This window comes from Microbacterium sp. FW305-3-2-15-F-LB2 (assembly GCF_058787255.1).
In genome coordinates this window covers 1527686-1545116 of sequence record NZ_JBYSZO010000001.1, presented here as the reverse complement: position 1 = coordinate 1545116, position 17431 = coordinate 1527686, and the positions used below count along the sequence as shown (strand labels likewise).

General features: G+C 70.4%; 15 protein-coding genes. 11 read left to right on the top strand and 4 right to left on the bottom strand.

Going from position 1 to position 17431, the window contains the following annotated elements:
- Positions 1-10: 10 nt before the first annotated feature.
- Positions 11-2263 carry a RelA/SpoT family protein gene (locus tag AC3WLZ_RS07490; protein WP_412924460.1) on the top strand — a complete coding sequence of 751 codons (2253 nt, stop codon included), beginning with the start codon at positions 11-13 and terminating at the stop codon, positions 2261-2263.
- Positions 2264-2273: 10 nt separating this feature from the next.
- Here AC3WLZ_RS07490 and AC3WLZ_RS07485 read toward each other — a convergent pair whose 3' ends face one another.
- The 3 genes from AC3WLZ_RS07485 to AC3WLZ_RS07475 all read right to left on the bottom strand — a co-directional run bounded on the left by AC3WLZ_RS07485 (position 2274) and on the right by AC3WLZ_RS07475 (position 4811).
- A complete protein-coding gene (locus tag AC3WLZ_RS07485) occupies positions 2274-2813 on the bottom strand; it encodes a type IV toxin-antitoxin system AbiEi family antitoxin (RefSeq protein WP_412924459.1) in 540 nt (179 codons plus the stop codon).
- A 63-nt stretch (positions 2814-2876) separates the two neighbouring features.
- On the bottom strand, positions 2877-4445 hold the full coding sequence (locus AC3WLZ_RS07480; RefSeq protein ID WP_492469620.1) for a DUF349 domain-containing protein: 1569 nt from the start codon (positions 4443-4445) through the stop codon (positions 2877-2879).
- Between the two features lie 81 nt (positions 4446-4526).
- Positions 4527-4811 carry a dioxygenase gene (locus tag AC3WLZ_RS07475; RefSeq protein ID WP_492469619.1) on the bottom strand — a complete coding sequence of 95 codons (285 nt, stop codon included), beginning with the start codon at positions 4809-4811 and terminating at the stop codon, positions 4527-4529.
- A 107-nt stretch (positions 4812-4918) separates the two neighbouring features.
- On the opposite strand from AC3WLZ_RS07475, the gene AC3WLZ_RS07470 reads away from it, so the two are divergent.
- The 10 genes from AC3WLZ_RS07470 (at position 4919) to aroB (ending at position 16051) form a co-directional block, all read left to right on the top strand.
- On the top strand, positions 4919-6304 hold the full coding sequence (locus AC3WLZ_RS07470) for a replication-associated recombination protein A (RefSeq protein ID WP_492469618.1): 1386 nt from the start codon (positions 4919-4921) through the stop codon (positions 6302-6304).
- 178 nt (positions 6305-6482) lie between these two features.
- Positions 6483-7112, top strand: a complete 630-nt coding sequence (gene rpsD / locus AC3WLZ_RS07465) for a 30S ribosomal protein S4 (protein WP_412924456.1) — start codon at positions 6483-6485, stop codon at positions 7110-7112.
- A gap of 132 nt (positions 7113-7244) precedes the next feature.
- Entirely contained in the window at positions 7245-7565 is a 321-nt protein-coding gene (locus tag AC3WLZ_RS07460; protein ID WP_412924455.1) for an ATPase, read from the top strand.
- Positions 7566-7625: 60 nt separating this feature from the next.
- Complete coding sequence (gene alaS / locus AC3WLZ_RS07455; RefSeq protein WP_492469617.1) at positions 7626-10295, top strand: alanine--tRNA ligase; 2670 nt, start codon at positions 7626-7628, stop codon at positions 10293-10295.
- The gene (ruvX, locus tag AC3WLZ_RS07450; RefSeq protein ID WP_492469616.1) at positions 10292-10765 is read left to right on the top strand and encodes a Holliday junction resolvase RuvX; all 474 of its coding nucleotides are present in this window, start codon (positions 10292-10294) and stop codon (positions 10763-10765) included. Before alaS ends, ruvX begins: the two co-directional genes overlap by 4 nt.
- 408 nt (positions 10766-11173) lie before the next feature.
- Entirely contained in the window at positions 11174-12394 is a 1221-nt protein-coding gene (gene mltG, locus AC3WLZ_RS07445; protein ID WP_492469615.1) for an endolytic transglycosylase MltG, read from the top strand.
- Positions 12388-13224, top strand: coding sequence for a shikimate dehydrogenase family protein (locus tag AC3WLZ_RS07440; protein WP_492469614.1), 837 nt, complete (start codon positions 12388-12390; stop codon positions 13222-13224). Before mltG ends, AC3WLZ_RS07440 begins: the two co-directional genes overlap by 7 nt.
- 4 nt (positions 13225-13228) lie before the next feature.
- Entirely contained in the window at positions 13229-14455 is a 1227-nt protein-coding gene (gene aroC / locus AC3WLZ_RS07435; RefSeq protein ID WP_412924450.1) for a chorismate synthase, read from the top strand.
- Complete coding sequence (locus tag AC3WLZ_RS07430) at positions 14442-14978, top strand: shikimate kinase (protein ID WP_492469613.1); 537 nt, start codon at positions 14442-14444, stop codon at positions 14976-14978. Before aroC ends, AC3WLZ_RS07430 begins: the two co-directional genes overlap by 14 nt.
- On the top strand, positions 14975-16051 hold the full coding sequence (gene aroB, locus AC3WLZ_RS07425; protein WP_492469612.1) for a 3-dehydroquinate synthase: 1077 nt from the start codon (positions 14975-14977) through the stop codon (positions 16049-16051). Before AC3WLZ_RS07430 ends, aroB begins: the two co-directional genes overlap by 4 nt.
- A 60-nt stretch (positions 16052-16111) precedes the next feature.
- Here the strand turns inward: aroB and AC3WLZ_RS07420 are convergent, their stop codons facing one another.
- Positions 16112-17431 carry an MFS transporter gene (locus tag AC3WLZ_RS07420; protein ID WP_412924447.1) on the bottom strand — a complete coding sequence of 440 codons (1320 nt, stop codon included), beginning with the start codon at positions 17429-17431 and terminating at the stop codon, positions 16112-16114.

Sequence of the window (17431 nt, the reverse complement as noted above, 5' to 3'; positions counted from 1 at the left end):
GAGGGGATCGATGACCGAGACCACGTCCCCCGCGCCGCCGCCGTCATCCCTTCGGCGACTGGTTCCGCGCATCTTCTCGCGCGCGGCCCGGCGTGACGACGTCGACAAGCTGTTGCGGACGGTGCGCACGCACCACCCCAAGGGCGACCTCGGCATCATCGAGCGCGCGTACGCCGTGGCCGACAAGGCCCACGAGGGTCAGAAGCGTCAGAGCGGCGAGCCCTACATCACGCATCCGCTCGCGGTCGCCCAGATCCTCGCCGAGCTCGGCCTCGGCCCCAAGGCCATCGCCGCGGCGCTGCTGCACGACACCGTCGAAGACACCGACTACCCGCTCGACCAGCTCGCCGCCGATTTCGGCGACGAGGTCGCGATGCTCGTCGACGGCGTCACGAAGCTCGACAAGGTCAAGTACGGCGAGAGCGCCCAGGCCGAGACCGTCCGCAAGATGATCGTGGCGATGTCGCGCGACATCCGTGTGCTCCTCATTAAGCTCGCCGACCGGCTGCACAACGCGCGCACGTGGGGATTCGTCCCGCCGCACAAGGCCGCCAAGAAGGCGACCGAGACGCTCGAGATCTACGCGCCGCTGGCCCACCGTCTCGGTATCCAAGCGATCAAGAGCGAGCTCGAAGACCTCTCCTTCGCGGTGCTGCACCCCAAGCTCTACGCCGAGATCGAGAGCCTGGTGCGCCAGCGCACGCCGCAGCGCGAGCAGTACGTGCAGACGGTGATCGACGCGATCGACGCAGACCTGCGCGAACTGCGGGTGCGCGGCCGGGTCATGGGCCGTCCGAAGCAACTGTACTCGGTGTACCAGAAGATGGTCGTGCGGGGCCGCGAGTTCGACGACATCTACGACCTCATCGGCATCCGCATTCTCGTCGGCACGGTGCGCGACTGCTACGCGGTGCTCGGCGCGATCCACGCCCGATGGACGCCGCTGCCCGGCCGGTTCAAGGACTACATCGCCACGCCGAAGTTCAACCTCTACCAGTCGCTGCACACGACCGTGATCGGTCCGAGCGGGCGGACGGTCGAGATCCAGATCCGCACGCACGAGATGCACCAGCAGGCCGAGTTCGGTGTCGCGGCGCACTGGAAGTACAAAGAGCGGATGGCCGGCGGTAAGACGGATGCCAAGGCCTCCGACACCGACATGGCGTGGATCGCCCGCATCTCCGACTGGCAGGCGGAGACCGCCGACCCGGGCGAGTTCCTCGATTCTCTGCGCTTCGAGATCGGCGCGAAAGAGGTCTACGTCTTCACGCCGAAGGGGCGCGTCATCGGTCTGCCGAAGGGCGCCACGCCGGTCGACTTCGCGTACGCCGTCCACACCGAGATCGGCCACCGCACGATGGGCGCGAAGGTCAACGGCCGGCTCGTGCCGCTGGAGACCGAGTTGCAGTCGGGCGACGTCGTCGAGGTCTTCACCTCCAAGAACCCCGACGCCGGGCCGAGTCAGGACTGGCTCGGGTTCGTCAAGAGCACGCGCGCACGCAACAAGATCCGCGGCTGGTTCACGAAGGAACGCCGCGAAGAGGCGATCGAGCAGGGCAAGGACTCCATCGCGCGCGCGATGCGCCGCCAGAATCTTCCCCTGCAGCGCCTCATGAACCAGGACTCGTTCACCGAGGTCGCGCGCGGGTTCCACTACGAGGACGTGTCCGCGCTGTACGCAGCCGTAGGCGAGGGCCACGTTTCGACGCAGTCGGTCATCGAGAAGGTCACGGCCCTCGTCAGCGCCGACGACACCTCGACCGGCCCGATCGACCTGCCGCAGGTCGGGCGCAGTCGCGCACCGCGCGGCGGCGACTCGGGCGTGCTGGTGCGGGGCGCCCCCGACATCCTGGTAAAGCTCGCGAAGTGCTGCACGCCCGTGCCGGGCGACGAGATCGTCGGCTTCGTCACCCGCGGCAGCGGCGTGTCCGTGCATCGCTCCGACTGCACGAACGTCAAGTCGCTCCGCGAAGATCCCGAGCGGCTCATCGACGTCGAGTGGGCACCGACCACGAAGAGCGTCTTCCTCGTCCAGATCCAGGTCGAGGCGCTCGACAGGTCGGGGCTGCTGAGCGACGTGACGCGCGTCCTGAGCGAGCACCACGTCAACATCCTGTCGGCCACGGTGTCCACGACGAACGACCGCCTGGCGCTCAGCAAGTTCGTGTTCGAGATGGGCGACACCGTCCACCTCGACCGCGTCCTCAACGCCGTGCGGCGCATCGACGCCGTCTACGACGTGTACCGCGTCACCTCCTCCTGAGCAGCTGCGCTCACGGGCTGCCGACGGAGGCGAGAACCTCGTCGGCGCGCCGACCGTAGGGGAATCGGGGATGCCGGGCGATCCAGGCCCGTGCGTCGGCGACGAGCTCGGGGCTCGCGACACCCCAGGAGGACGCGGCGGCGATGTCGTCGGCATCCGCTGATCGGGCAAGGTCGACGAGCGTCCGACCGGGACTCGTGACCTGCACTCCGGCGATCGTGACGACGTCGCCCGGCGGTACGCGCACATCGTGCGAGATCACGCCCGCCCACCGGACCGGCCGTGTCCTCTCGGCGGACGCCCGCTGGACGTGGTGGCGCGTCGGCTCGAGAACGATGCCCCCGTGAACCCACGCGGCGCTTGCTCGAACGGCTGCCCAACGATCGCCGAGGAGAGGGGCCAGGCTCCGCGCACGCATCCACGTCGTCTCGACCGCATCCGCCGGCATGAAGCCCTCACCGATCGGTGTGAGGAGCCCGTCGAGGCACGCAGCGGTCAGCTCGGTCAGGGAGAGTCGTTCTCCGGGGAAGTACAGAAAGGGAGAGACCATCCCGACAGTGTGCCGGGATGGTCTCTCGCTCGGCGTCTACGGACGCCGGACTGTGGAGAACGTTCAGCCGCCCAGAGCGCGCAGCCACGTGCGCCGAGCCTCGAGAGCCTCCGACGCCTGGGCAGCGGCGCGCTTGTCACCCTTGGCCTCGGCCGCGGCCAGCTCGGCCTCGAGCTTCTCGATCGCATCGGTGAGCTGACGCGTCATGTCGTTCGCACGCGCCTTCTGCTCGGGATCGTTGCGCTTCCAGTCGGCGTCCTCACGGGCGCGGACGCTCTGCTCGATCTTGCGGAGCTCGTCGTCGAGCACGCGCTCCTTGTCACGCGGGAAGATGCGTCCGATCTCGTCCCACTGCCGCTGGATCGCGGTCAGCTTCTGACGAGCGGTCGCCAGGTTCTTCTCGTCGACGATCGGCGCCGCCTCTTCGAGGAGGGCACGCTTCTGCTCGATCTTCGCCTTCGATGCCTCGGCGTCCGCCGTCTCGCGCTCGATCCGCGCGCTGTAGAGCGCGTCGCCCGCGGCCTTGAATCGAGCCCAGAGCGCGTCGTCGACCTTGCGGCCGGCTCGTCCCGACGCCTTCCACTCGTCGAGCAGGTCGCGGTACGCGGGGATGCCGTCCTCGCCGCGCGGAGCGAGCGCCTCGGCTCGCTCGACCAGCCGCGTCTTGACGTCGCGCGCCGACTTGTGCGTCTCGTCGAGGGCCGAGAAGAACTCTCGGCGGTGCCGGTCGACGGTCGCGCGCGCGTCGCGGAAGCGGCGCCACAACTGCTGAGCGGTCGACTTCGGCAGACGCGGACCGTTCTGCTGGTGGGCCTGCCAGCGGTCGAAGAGGGCCGTCATGTCGGCCGTCATCTGCTTCCACTGAACGGACTGCGGGTCACGCGCGGCGAGAGCCTCGGCCTGCTCCACGATCTCGGTGCGCTCGCGTACCGCGTCCTCGACGGCCTCCTTGGCCGCGGCGGCCTCGGTCTCACTGGCCTCGGCGAGTTCGGCGGTCAGCGCATCGAGGCGCGCGAGCAGAGCCGCGAGGTCGCCGACCGCGGCGGCGCCGTCGACCTTGGCGCGAACGGTCGCGGCGGTGGAGCGCAGGTCGGAGGCGGAGGCGCCGCCCCGACGATGACGCACCTCGAGGAGGGTCACCTCACCCGCGAGATCGGCGAACTTGCGGGTGTAGTACGCGAGAGCCTCGTCGGGCGTGCCGTCGGGGTACTGCCCGACGACGCGCCACTCCTCACCCTCGCGGACGGATACCGTCCCGTCCTCGTCCACGCGACCCCACGGTGCGACCGGTGCGGTAACGCGCGCGCCCGGTCGCGGTCCGGGGCGAGGGCCCGGAGCGGGCGTCGCCTTCGGAGCCACCTGGTTCGGCGCCTCGTCGGCGACCGGGGACTCGCCCTCGGCATCCTCGGTCGCGAGAGCGTCCTCGGTCACGGGAGCATCCTCGGTCGCCGCGACCTCGTCGGCGGCGGCTGCCTCCGTCTCGGGCTCGTCTGTCGCAGGGATCGCGTCATCCGACACGGTCTCGGTCACCGTCTCATCGGTGGGGGATTCGATGGTCTGGTCGGACGTCTCGGCGTCGTCGGCGACGGCGGGAGTGGTGTCGGTGGGGTCGGAGGAGGGAACGGAAGTCACGGGAAGCACCTCATCGCGGCAGGGCCGCCTGGGGGAGAAGGACCCTCCGAGCCTAGTACGACGGATGCCGTCGCCACAGGATCAGGGGGTCGGCGCCACCGTGGGGTCGAGCAGAGGGGCGCTGGGCTGCGGACTGGGAGTGTCGGCGACCGTGGGCTCCGGCGTCGGCGCGCCGGGCCCGCTGACGAAGTACACCGTCTGCAGGCCGACGGCGCCGGCGATCACCACGAGCCCGACGATCAGCGCGAGGACGTTGTCGCGCGTCCGACGCTTCGTCTGCCGACGATGCAGTTCCTGGCGGGCCTGATACGCCCGGGCGCGCTCGCGCTGTTCGCGGCTCTGCCGATCCTTGCCACCCGTTGCCACATCGACCTCTCTTCACCGCCTGCGGACCGCCCCGATCCTACGCATCGTCACGATGAGCCCACAAAGAAGCCCGATCCCGTGTCGGCGGTCGCGATTAGCCTGGGTCGGTGACCTCTGCTTCCGCCCTCTTCCAGGGCCAGACCCCGCTCGCGGTGCGCATGCGCCCGACGAGTCTCGACGAGGTCGCCGGCCAGGGTCATCTGCTGCGCCCCGGCTCACCCCTCGTGACGCTCGCGGGCGCCGACTCCTCGGCATCCGGGTCGGCGGTGTCGGTCATCCTGTGGGGACCGCCGGGCACGGGCAAGACCACGCTCGCGCAGGCCATCGCGCGTTCCTCGGGGCGACGGTTCGTGGAGCTCTCCGCGATCACCGCGGGGGTGAAGGACGTCCGCGAGGTCATGCAGGAGGCACTCACCCAGCGCGACCTATACGGGCAGTCGACGATCCTGTTCCTCGACGAGATCCACCGCTTCACGAAGGCCCAGCAGGACGCGTTGCTTCCCGGGGTCGAGAACGGCTGGGTGGTGCTCATCGCGGCCACCACTGAGAACCCGTCGTTCTCGGTCATCTCGCCCCTGCTGTCGAGGTCGCTGCTCCTCACCCTCCGCCCTCTCGGAGACGACGACCTCGGCGCCCTCGTCGATCGCGCTGTCACCGACCCGCGCGGCCTCGCCGACGCCGTCGTCCTCAGCGACGACGCACGATCCGCGCTCGTGCGCCTCGCCTCCGGTGACGCCCGGCGCGCGCTGACCGCGCTCGAGGCCGCGGCCTCCGTCGCGGCCGACGACGCCAGCCGCGAGGCACCCGGCGACGAGGAAGACGACGACCGCGACCCCTCGGATGCCGCCGACCCGCGCCCGGTGATCACCGGCGACCACATCGCCCAAGCCGTCGACCGTGCGTTGCTGCGCTACGACCGTCAGGGCGACGAGCACTACGACGTCATCAGCGCGTTCATCAAGTCGGTGCGCGGATCCGACGTCGACGCCGCCATCCACTACCTCGCGCGCATGATCGAAGCGGGGGAGGACCCCCGCTTCATCGCGCGGCGCCTCGTGATCTCGGCCGCGGAAGACATCGGGCTCGCCGACCCGCAGGCACTGCAGATCGCGGTCGCGGCCGCCGACGCCGTGGCCTTCATCGGTATGCCCGAGGGACGCATACCCCTGGCCGAGGCCACGGTGTACCTCGCGACGACGGCGAAGTCGAACGCGGCGTACAACGCGATCAACGCCGCGATCGCCGACGTCCGCGCGGGCGGGTTCGGGCGCGTCCCGCTGCACCTCCGCGATGCGCACTATCCCGGCGCGAAGCGGCTCGGGCACGGCAAGGGGTACAAGTACGCCCACGACAGCGAGATCGGCATCGTCGCGCAGCAGTATCTGCCCGACGAGCTGCGGGGGAAGCAGTACTACCAGCCCACCTCCCACGGCGCGGAACGAGACGTCTCCGCGCGGCTGGAGAAGATCCGCCGCATCCTCGACGGCGGCTGAAACGGCCGCGCAGGCGCCTCTGATAGCATGAATTGGCTCGAAACAGGGTTTTCGGGCATCCCCTCCTTCCTGTGATCACCTTCCGGTGCGCCCCGGCGTGCGTTCCGGATCGGGCGGAAGGGGGCGATACGTCCGTGAGCCGCGAAAGGCGCGGCCACGTCATCGGAAGGAGTACTTCGTGGCAACGAAGTCTCAGGACCGCCGCAAGGTCCGTCTGTCGCGCGCCCTCGGCGTCGCGCTCACCCCCAAGGCCGCCCGCTACCTCGAGAAGCGTCCCTACGCTCCCGGCGAGCACGGCCGCACCAAGCGCAAGGCTGACAGCGACTACGCCGTCCGTCTTCGCGAGAAGCAGCGTCTGCGCGAGCAGTACGGCATCCGCGAGAAGCAGCTGCGCATCGCGTTCAACGAGGCCCGCCGCACCGACGGCCTGACCGGTGAGAACCTGGTCGAGCTCCTCGAGATGCGTCTGGACGCCCTGGTCGTTCGTTCGGGCTTCGCCCGCACCACGGCTCAGGCACGCCAGCTCGTCGTGCACCGCCACATCCTGGTCGACGGCCAGCTCGTGGACCGCCCGTCCTTCCGCGTGAAGCCGGGTCAGCTCGTGCACGTCAAGCCCAAGAGCGAGGGCCTCGAGCCCTTCCAGGTCGCGGCCGCCGGCGGACACGCCGAGGTCCTGCCCCCCGTTCCGGGCTACCTCGAGGTCGACCTCTCGACGCTGCAGGCACGTCTCGTGCGTCGCCCGAAGCGTGCCGAGGTGCCCGTCACGTGTGACGTGCAGCTCGTCGTCGAGTACTACGCCGCTCGCTGAGTCCCGCACTCACGAGCCGAAGGGCGTCGGGTTCTCCCGGCGCCCTTCGTCGTTCCCGGTCGCGGTCCCGGGGCGGATGGCATCCATCGTCCGGACGCGCGCTCGCGCGACCCTGTCGCCTACGATGAAGGGATGCCGCGCCCGCGGCGCTCGCTCGAGGAAGAAGTGGTGAACGTGAGAAGCCTCGTCTGGTTCGTATTGGGCATCGCCGGAGGCTTCGTGGCCGCGCACCTGGTCAACAAGGACCCCCGCGGTCAGGAGCTGCTGGCCCAGGTCGACGCCCGGATCGGCGAGTTCGCCGACCGCATGAGCGAGGCCTACCACGAGCAGGAGACGCGCCTGTCCGACGTCCTCGACGACGCCAAGACCGTGGCGGCCAGCGCCGCCGACACGGCGGCCGACGCCGCCGCGACCGTCGCCGCGGCCGCCAAGAACGCCGCCCCCACCGACTGACCTCCCGGCATCCCGCCCCCTTCACCGGGGCGGATCCGCACGCCCACGGAAAGACCCGACATGAAAACCGCCGAGATCGCTCAGCGCTTCCTCGACTACTTCGAGAAGAAGAACCACACCATCGTGCCGTCGGCCTCGCTCGTCACCGACGACCCGGCCCTGCTGTTCACCGTGGCCGGCATGGTTCCGTTCATCCCGTACCTCAGCGGTGTCGTTCCTCCTCCCTACCCCCGCGCGGCCGATGTCCAGAAGTGCATCCGCACGAACGACATCGAGGAGGTCGGGAAGACCCCGCGCCACGGCACCTTCTTCCAGATGCTGGGGAACTGGTCGTTCGGCGACTACTTCAAGGAAGACGCGATCCGCTACGCGTGGGAGTTGCTGACCACCCCGGATGCCGAGGGCGGCCTGGGCTTCGACCCGAAGGACCTGTGGGTCACGGTCTACGAAGAGGACGACGAGGCCCACGACCTCTGGCGTAGCCTCACCGATCTGCCCGAGGAGCGCATCCAGCGCCTCGGCAAGGACACGAACTACTGGTCGACGGGGCTTCCGGGGCCCGCCGGCCCATGCTCCGAGATCTTCTTCGACCGTGGCCCGGCGTACGGCATCGACGGGGGACCGGCCACCGACGACGACCGCTACGTGGAGATCTGGAATCTCGTGTTCATGCAGTACGAGATCACGAACGTGCGATCGAAGTACGACTTCGACATCGTCGGCGAGCTGCCGGCGAAGAACATCGACACCGGCATGGGCCTGGAGCGCATCGCGTTCATCAAGCAGGGCGTCGACAACATGTACGAGACCGACCAGGTGCGTCCTGTCCTCGACCTGGCGGCAAAGCTCGCGGGCAAGGCGTACGGCGCCGAATCGCACGAGGACGACGTGCGGCTGCGCATCGTCGCCGACCACGTGCGTTCCTCGCTCATGCTGCTCGCCGACGGCGTCACGCCGTCGAACGAGGGTCGCGGCTACATCCTGCGCCGCATCATGCGACGCGCCATCCGTTCGATGCGCCTTCTCGGCGTCGAGGGCCCGACCTTCCCCGAGCTGTTCGCCGCGTCGCGCGACGCGATGAAGGAGTCGTACCCCGAGGTCGCGTCCGACTACGCGCGTCTGTCCGCGTACGCGATCGCCGAGGAGCAGACCTTCCTCCGCACGCTCGCCGCGGGGTCGGCGATCCTCGACCAGTCCGTGGCGGATGCCAAGCACGGCGGGGCCACGACGCTGTCCGGCTCCGAGGCCTTCCTGCTGCACGACACGTACGGCTTCCCGATCGACCTCACGCTCGAGATCGCCGAGGAAGCGGGCCTCACCGTGGACCGCGGCGCGTTCGACACCCTCATGCAGGAGCAGCGCGCGCGGGCGAAGGCCGACGCCCGCTCCCGCAAGGGCGCGATCGCCGATCAGAGCGTGTACCGCGAGTTCCGCGCGCTCGGTGAGACGGTGTTCACCGGCTACACCGACCTGGAGACCGAGTCGAAGGTGCTCGGCATCCTGATCGACGGTCGCAGCACCGACCGTGCGTCGCAGGGACAGATCGCCGAGGTCGTGCTCGCCGAGACGGCGCTCTACGCCGAGTCCGGCGGCCAGGTCGCCGACAAGGGTGTCATCGTCGGCCCGGGCTACGAGCTCGAGGTGCTCGACGTGCAGCGTCCCGTCCCGGGCCTGATCAGCCACACCGTCGAGGTCACGAGCGGCGAGGTTTCGATCGACGCCCCCGCGACGACCGTCGTCGACGCTCTGAACCGCCATTCGGCGCAGCAGGCGCACTCGGCAACGCACCTCGTGCACGCGGCGATCCGCGACACCCTCGGCAAGTCCGCGACGCAGACCGGTTCACTCAATCGCGCGGGCTACATGCGCTTCGACTTCAGCTGGGGCGCGGCGCTGTCGCCCGAGACCCGCACCGAGATCGAGGACATCGCCAACAACGCGGTGCGCGACAACCTCGAGGTCACCACGCGCGTCCTGTCGCTGGACGAGGCGAAGGCCGCGGGCGCCATGGCGCTGTTCGGCGAGAAGTACGGCGACACCGTGCGGATGGTCGACATCGGCGGCCCGTGGTCGCGAGAGCTCTGCGGTGGCACGCACGTCGCCCGCAGCGCGGAGATCGGTCTGGTCAATCTCGTCGGCGAATCGTCGGTCGGTGCGTCCAACCGCCGGGTCGAGGCGCTCGTGGGCCTGGACGCCTTCCGCGACCTGGCCGCCGAACGCGCAATCGTGTCGCAGCTGACGACGTCGCTGAAGACCCCGCGCGAGCAGCTCACGACCCGGATCGCCGAGCTCGCCGCGAGCCTGAAGGCCGCCGAGAAGAAGATCGCCGCGTTCGAGGCGCGGGCGCTCTCCGACCGTCTGCCGCAGCTCGCGGAGTCCGCGGTCGCCGTGGGCACCGTCCGCGTCGTCGCGCAGTCCCTCGGTGAGGGCGCGTCGTCCGACGACGTGCGCTCCCTCGCGCTGCAGGTCCGCGACCGACTCGGTTCCGACCCCGCCGTCGTCGCCCTCGGGAGTGTCGCCGGAGGCCGGGCGACGGTCGTCGTCGTCACGAACGACGCCGCCCGCGAACGCGGTCTCGCCGCCGGAGCCCTGGCCAAGGCCGCTGCGGGCGTTCTCGGCGGTGGGGGCGGCGGTCGTCCCGACGTCGCGCAGGGCGGCGGAACGGATGCCGCGGCCCTTCCGCAGGCGCTCGAGGGCATCGTCGCGGACGTCCGGGCGACCACGGCGTGACGGAGTTCCGCCGAGGCATCCGGCTGGGCATCGACGTGGGACGCGCGCGCGTCGGCGTCGCCCGGTCGGATCCCGACGGTCTTCTCGCGGTGCCCGTCGAGACCGTCCCGCGCAAGGGCGAGCCCGTACGCCGAATCGTCGCCCTCGCGGCCGAATACGACGCGTTCGAGGTCCTCGTCGGTCTTCCGCTGAATCTCCGCGGCGAGGACACGCCCTCCACCACCGATGCGCGCGGCTTCGCCGCCGAGCTGGCCGCGGCGTTGACCGTACCGGTCCGCCTCGTCGACGAGAGACTCAGCACCGTCTCGGCGCACGACGTCCTCCGGCAGGCAGGCCGCTCCCAGCGGGATTCTCGTAGCATTGTGGACCAAGTCGCCGCTGTGGTGCTGCTGCAGCAGGCGCTCGACGTCGAGCGACGGTCCGGCGACCCGGCCGGACCCGCTGTAGCACCGGGACAGGAGCCCGCCTGACATGCCCGAGAACGACCCCACCGACCCCTTCGCCGACCTCTACCGCCGTCTGCCCGACCCGCGTACGGGGACGTCGGATGCCGCGTCCCGCGGCGACGACCGGGCCGCGGCCCCGTCTCCCGACGCGCCCGCACCTCCCTCGCGCCGTGCCGCTCGTGAGGCCCGACGCACACAAACCGGCCCGACCGCCGCCGGCACGCCCGAATCCGCGAACGGCACCGCCGCCGAGTCGCCCGCGGCCACCGCCGCGCTCCCGCCGCCCGGCCCGAGTCCGCGCAGACGCCGACGTCCGCGCCGGACCCACAGCCCGCATCCGCTCCGCGGGCCGCCGCCCCGTCTGAACCGGCCGCGCGGGTGTCCGAGCCCCGTCCCGCCGCCCGAGTCGAGTCTCCGCGCGAGGAAGCGCCCGTGCTCGTCGGCGCGGGCGCCCACGCCGCCGGACGATCCGGAGACGGTCGCGCACCGGCATCCGGCTCTCTGGAAGACCTCTTCACCGGACACGCCACCACCGATGCGGTGCGCGGCGCCACCCGCCCGCCACGACGCCGCCGTCGGACGGGCGCCTGGATCGCGCTCGCTATCGTGCTCATCCTCATCGGCGGTCTGGTGGGCGGTGGCTTCGCCCTGTGGAACGCCTACGGGGAGCGCGTCCAGGCGTTCTTCGGCACCGGGGAGCCCACGGACTACGCCGAGGGAATGGCCACGGGCGAAGCCCGCGTGACGATCGTGTCCGGCGACACCGGCGAGTCCGTCTCGCCGAAGCTGTTCGAGGCCGGCGTGACGAAGCAGTCGGACTCGCTCTACTCCTACATGGTCAAGAACTCCGTGGCCTTCACCTTCCAACCCGGCGTCTACAAGCTGCAGCAGCAGATGTCCTCCGCCGCGGTGATCGCGGCTCTCCGCGACCCCGCGAACCGCCTGAACCACACGGTGCAGCTCCGGGAGGGGCTGACGCTCACCCAGTCGCTCGATGCCATGTCGGAGCAGCTGAGCATTCCGCGCGCCGACTTCGATGCGGCCACCGCCGATCCGTCGCAGTACGGCGTGCCGGCATCCACGCTCGAGGGCTGGATCTTCCCGGCGACGTACGACTTCGACGACGGTGTCACCGCGACCGATGTCATCCAGCGCATGGTGCAGCGCACGGTGCAGTCCCTCGACCAGGCGGGTGTGCCCGAAGCCGATCGGGAGCGGATCCTCATCATCGCGTCGATCATCGAACGCGAGGCGCGCAACTCCGACGACTTCTACAAGGTCTCGCGCGTGATCGAGAACCGCCTGCAGCCCGACAACGACGAAACTCACGGCCTGTTGCAGATGGACTCGACGGCTCAGTACGGCGTGGGGGAGATCGGTGCCGGAAGTTCGTCGTCATCGGAGAACGCCCTCACCAGCGACAACCCCTGGAACACCTACATCCACCCGGGACTGCCGATCGGGCCGATCTCCAATCCCGGCGACCTCGCCATCGACGCGGCCATGCACCCCGTCGACGGCACGTGGTACTACTTCACGACAGTGAACCTGGCCACGGGCGAGACCGTGTTCTCGACCACCTACGCCGACCAGCTCAAGGCGGTCGACCAGTTCCAGCAGTGGTGCCGCGACAACCCCGACGGCGGATGCTGACTCCGGCCCGGCTCGCCGTCTGGGGGGACCCGATCGACCACTCGCGGTCACCGGCGCTGCACGCGGCGGCGTACCGCGAGCTGGGTCTGCCGTGGGAGTACGGGCGACGCCAGGTCGCCGAGGCCGAATTCGTCGGGGCGCTGGACGAGCTGGATGCCACGTGGCGCGGCCTCTCGCTCACGATGCCGCTGAAGAAGGTCGCCGCACGTGCCGCGGTCTCCCTCGACGACGCGGCACGGCTCACCGGCGCGGTCAACACGCTCCTGCTGACGGACGACGGCCCGCGCGGGTTCAACACCGACGTCGGAGGCCTGGCGCGCGCGCTGCGTGAGGCGGGCATCGAACGGGCCGAGCGCGCGCGCATCCTCGGCGCCGGCGCCACCGCCACGTCGGCGCTGCTGTCGCTGGCGGAGCTCGGCGTGGAGCGCGTCGAGGTCGTCGCGCGGCGACCCGCCCCCGTGCTCGTGCTGCGCGATCTGGGAGCGAGCATCGGCGTGGATGTCGTCGGAGCGCCGTTCGCCGCCCCCGCCGATCCCGCGGAGGTCGCGGTGACCGTCGGAGCCCTGCCCGGGAACGTCGATGTGGGCGACGGCATCCGTCCCTATGCCGAACGGGGTGGACTGCTCCTCGACGTCGTCTACGGGGGCTGGCCGACCAGCCTCGCCCGCGCGTGGCACGACGCGGGGAACGCGGCGATCAACGGCCTCCCGATGCTGCTGCATCAGGCCCTTCTTCAGGTGCGCGTGTTCGTCGGTGGCGACGCCGCTCTCCCGCTCGAGCACGAGGACGCCGTGCTCGCCTCGATGCGCGCCGCGATCGTGGGAGGATAGGGGCATGCTTCGCGTGCTCACGGCCGGGGAATCCCACGGCCCCGAACTGGTCGCCCTCATGGAGGGGATGCCGGCCGGTGTCCCGATCTCTCCCGCGCAGATCCGCGCGGATCTGGCTCGTCGCAAGCTCGGCTACGGCCGCGGCTCACGGATGAAGTTCGAGGAAGACGAGCTGACGCTCTCCACCGGCATCGTGCACGGTTTCACGATCGGCAGCCCCATCGCGCTGCGCATCGGCAACACCGAATGGCCGAAGTGGGTCGAGGTCATGAGCCCCGAGCCGGTCGAACTCTCCGACCGCTCGCGCGGTCGCGGCGCCGCGCTCACGCGCCCGCGCCCGGGCCACGCCGACCTCGTCGGCATGCAGAAGTACGGCTTCGACGAGGCACGGCCGATTCTCGAGCGCGCGTCCGCACGTGAGACCGCCGCACGCGTCGCCCTCGGCGCCGTCGCGCGCGCGTTCCTCGCCGAGCTGGGCATCCGGCTCGTCAGCCACACGCTGTCGATCGGTCCGGTGCGTGTACCCGAGGACGCCGCGCTGCCGACGCCCGACGACGTCGACCTCCTCGACGCCGATCCGCTGCGCTGCTTCGACCCCGAGACCTCCGCCGCGATGGTCGCCGAGGTCGACGACGCGAAGAAGGCCGGAGACACCCTCGGCGGCATCGTCGAGGTGCTCGCCTACGGCCTGCCCCCGGGGCTGGGGTCGCACGTCCAGTGGGACCGTCGACTGGATGCCAAGCTCGCCCAGGCCCTCATGAGCATCCAGGCGATCAAGGGCGTGGAGGTCGGCGACGGCTTCCTCACCACGACGCGCCGAGGGTCGCAGGCCCACGACGAGCTGTTCGCCACCGAGGACGGCATCACCCGCTCCTCCGACCGCGCCGGAGGCACCGAGGGCGGGATGTCGACGGGCACCGTGCTGCGGGTGCGGGCGGGCATGAAACCCATCGCGACGATCCCGCACGCGTTGCGCACAGTCGACGTCGCGACGGGCGACACGGCCGCCGCGCACCACCAGCGCTCCGACGTCTGCGCCGTGCCCGCGGCCGGTGTCGTCGCCGAGGCGATGGTCGCGATCACCCTCGCCGACGCCGTCCTCGACAAGTTCGGCGGCGACAACGTCGCCGAGACGCGCCGCAACCTCGAGTCGTACCTCGCGCACCTGCCCGAGACGCTGCGCACCACCGACGCCTCCGACGCGGCGTTGCTCGCGCATGACCTCGGCTGAGGCCGGCACCGGCGCACTCGTGCTCATCGGACCGATGGGCGCGGGCAAGACCAGCGTCGGCCGGCGCGTCGCGCGCGCCCTCGGCGAGACGTTCAGCGACACGGACAAGATCGTCGTGCGCGATCACGGACCCATCCGCGATCTGTTCCTCGCGCACGGCGAGGCGCACTTCCGCGCGGTCGAGCGTGACGCCGTCGCCGAGGCGCTCGATCGTGGCGGTGTCGTCGCGCTCGGCGGGGGAGCCGTACTCGACCCCGTGACGCGCGAGCGCCTGACCCATCATCGCGTCGTGTTGTTGACCGTGGCGCCGCACGTCGTGGCATCCCGGATCCACGGCGATGAGCGGCCGCTCCTGGGCGGCGAAGACCCGGCGGAGCGCTGGCTCCGCATCTACGAAGAACGGCGACCGATCTACGAAGCGGCCGCCGATATCGCCTTCGACACGTCGTCGGGCCCTCTCGCCGGCGTGGTCGACGACATCGTGGCCTGGGCGCGACGCGTCCCGGCCCAGGAGACCCCATGACCGACACCACCACCGTCTCCGTCGCCGGCGACCCCGGCTACGACATCACGATCGGGCGAGGCCTGCTCGCGACCCTGGGCGAGAGACTGCCCGCGAACGCGCAGAAGGTGCTCATCGTGCACCCGCCGACCCTGGCGGCGCAGGCCGAGGCTCTGCGCGCGCAGCTCGTCGGCGACCGGCAGGTACTGCTCGCCGAGATCCCGGATGCCGAAGCGGGCAAGCGCGTCGAGGTGGCGGCGTTCTGCTGGCAGGTCATGGGCCAGGCCGACTTCACCCGCACGGATGCCGTCATCGGCTTCGGCGGGGGAGCCGTCACCGACCTCGCGGGGTTCGTCGCCGCGACGTGGCTCCGCGGCGTCGCGCTCGTGCAGGTGCCGACGACGGTGCTGGGCATGGTGGACGCCGCCGTCGGCGGCAAGACCGGCATCAACACCGCCGAGGGCAAAAACCTGGTGGGCGCGTTCTGGCCGCCGGTCGCGGTGGTCTGCGACCTCGATCTGCTCGACACCCTGTCGAAGAACGAAGCGACGGCCGGTTTCGCCGAAGTGGTCAAGGCGGGATTCATCTGGCATCCCGAGATCCTGGATCTCATCGAGGCCGACCCCGAGAACATCGTCGACCCCCGCGGCGACGCGTTCCGCCGGTGCATCGAGCTCGCGATCGACATGAAGGCGCGCGTCGTCGGCGAAGACCTGCGCGAGGCGGGCCTGCGCGAGGTGCTGAACTACGGTCACACGCTCGGCCACGCGATCGAGCACGCCGAGCGGTACCGGTGGCGCCACGGCGCCGCGATCTCGGTCGGCATGGTGTTCGCCGCGGAGCTCTCGCGCCTGGCCGGGCGCCTGTCCGACGACGTCGCCCAGCGCCACCGCGACGTGCTCGAGTCGCTGGGCCTGCCCACGACCTATCGCGCCGGCGCCTGGCAGACGCTGAAGGCCACGATGCAGCGCGACAAGAAGAGCCGCGGCAGCATGCTGCGCTTCATCGTGCTCGACGATCTGGCGCGTCCAACGGTGCTGCAGGCCCCCGACGAGTCGCTGCTGTTCGCGGCGTACCAGGAGGTCGGCGCGTAGTCTCCGCTCACGCGAACGGCCCCGCCTCCCTCGGGAGACGGGGCCGTCGACGTTCCGGGGTCAGACGTTCGCGGGGACGCGCTCCTCGGCCACCAGGCCGAGACGCGCCGTGGGAACGTTCTTCGTCTCGCGGGCGGTGAGGGCGCTGAGCGCGGCGATGATCGCGATGACCGCGGTGAACACGCTGATCACGATCCAGCCGTTCTCGCCGCTCCCACCGAGGGCCGCGACGATGCTGGGTGCGAAGCCGGCCATGAGGAAGCCGAGCTGCGTGCCGATCGCCATGCCCGAGAAGCGGACCCGCGTCGAGAACATCTCGCCGTAGAACGAGGGCCAGACCGCGTTGGCCGCGGCGTACCCGAACGAGAACGTGAGGATCGCGAGGGCGAACGTGACGAGGGTGTTCCCGGCGCCCATCGACAGGATGTAGAAGGGCATGAAGACCGCCGACGACAGCGCCCCGTAGACGAACACGGGCTTGCGGCCGATCCGATCGGCGAGCTGACCGAACAGGGGCTGCGTGCCGAGGGCAACGATGTTGGCCACCACCACGAGCCACAGGGTCACGCTCGCGTCGAGCCCCTGCTCCTTGCCGTATGCGATCGCGAGGGTGCCGAACACGGTCGAGACGGCGGCGATGAACGCGCAGCAGATCACGCGCAGCACGTCGCGCCAGTGGTCGCGCAGCAGCGGGACGAGAGGCATCCGGGCGATCTGTCCGGTCGCCTTGGCCTCTTCGAACTCGGGGGTCTCGTGCAGGCTCCGTCGGATGAAGAACGCCACGATGACCACGACCGCGCTCAGCCAGAACGGCACGCGCCAGCCCCAGCTGAATTTGATGTCGTCGGGGAGGGCGACGACGGGGATGAAGACGAGCGCCGCGAGGATCTGCCCACCCTGCGTTCCCGTCAGGGTCCAGGACGTGAAGAACGAGCGGCGATTCTCGGGCGCGTGCTCGAGAGTGAGCGAGGACGCGCCCGCCTGCTCGCCGGCCGCGGAGAGGCCCTGCATCAGGCGGCAGACCACGAGCAGGGCCGGAGCAAACCACCCGATCTGCGCGAAGCCGGGGAGGCATCCGATGATGAACGTCGACAGGCCCATCAACAGGAGCGTGAACATCAGCACCTTCTGACGGCCGATGCGGTCGCCGAAGTGACCCAGGATGACAGCGCCGACGGGGCGCGCGACGTATGCGAACCCGAAGGTCGCGAACGACATCACCAGCGCCGCCTGATCACCCGACGGGAAGAACACCGTCGGGAAGATCAGCGCGGCCGCCGAGCCGAACAGGAAGAAGTCGTAGTACTCCACGGCGCTGCCCATGAAGCTCGCGGCGGCGGCCTTCACGGGAGTCTTCCGCGTCGTTGCGGTGGTGGTCAT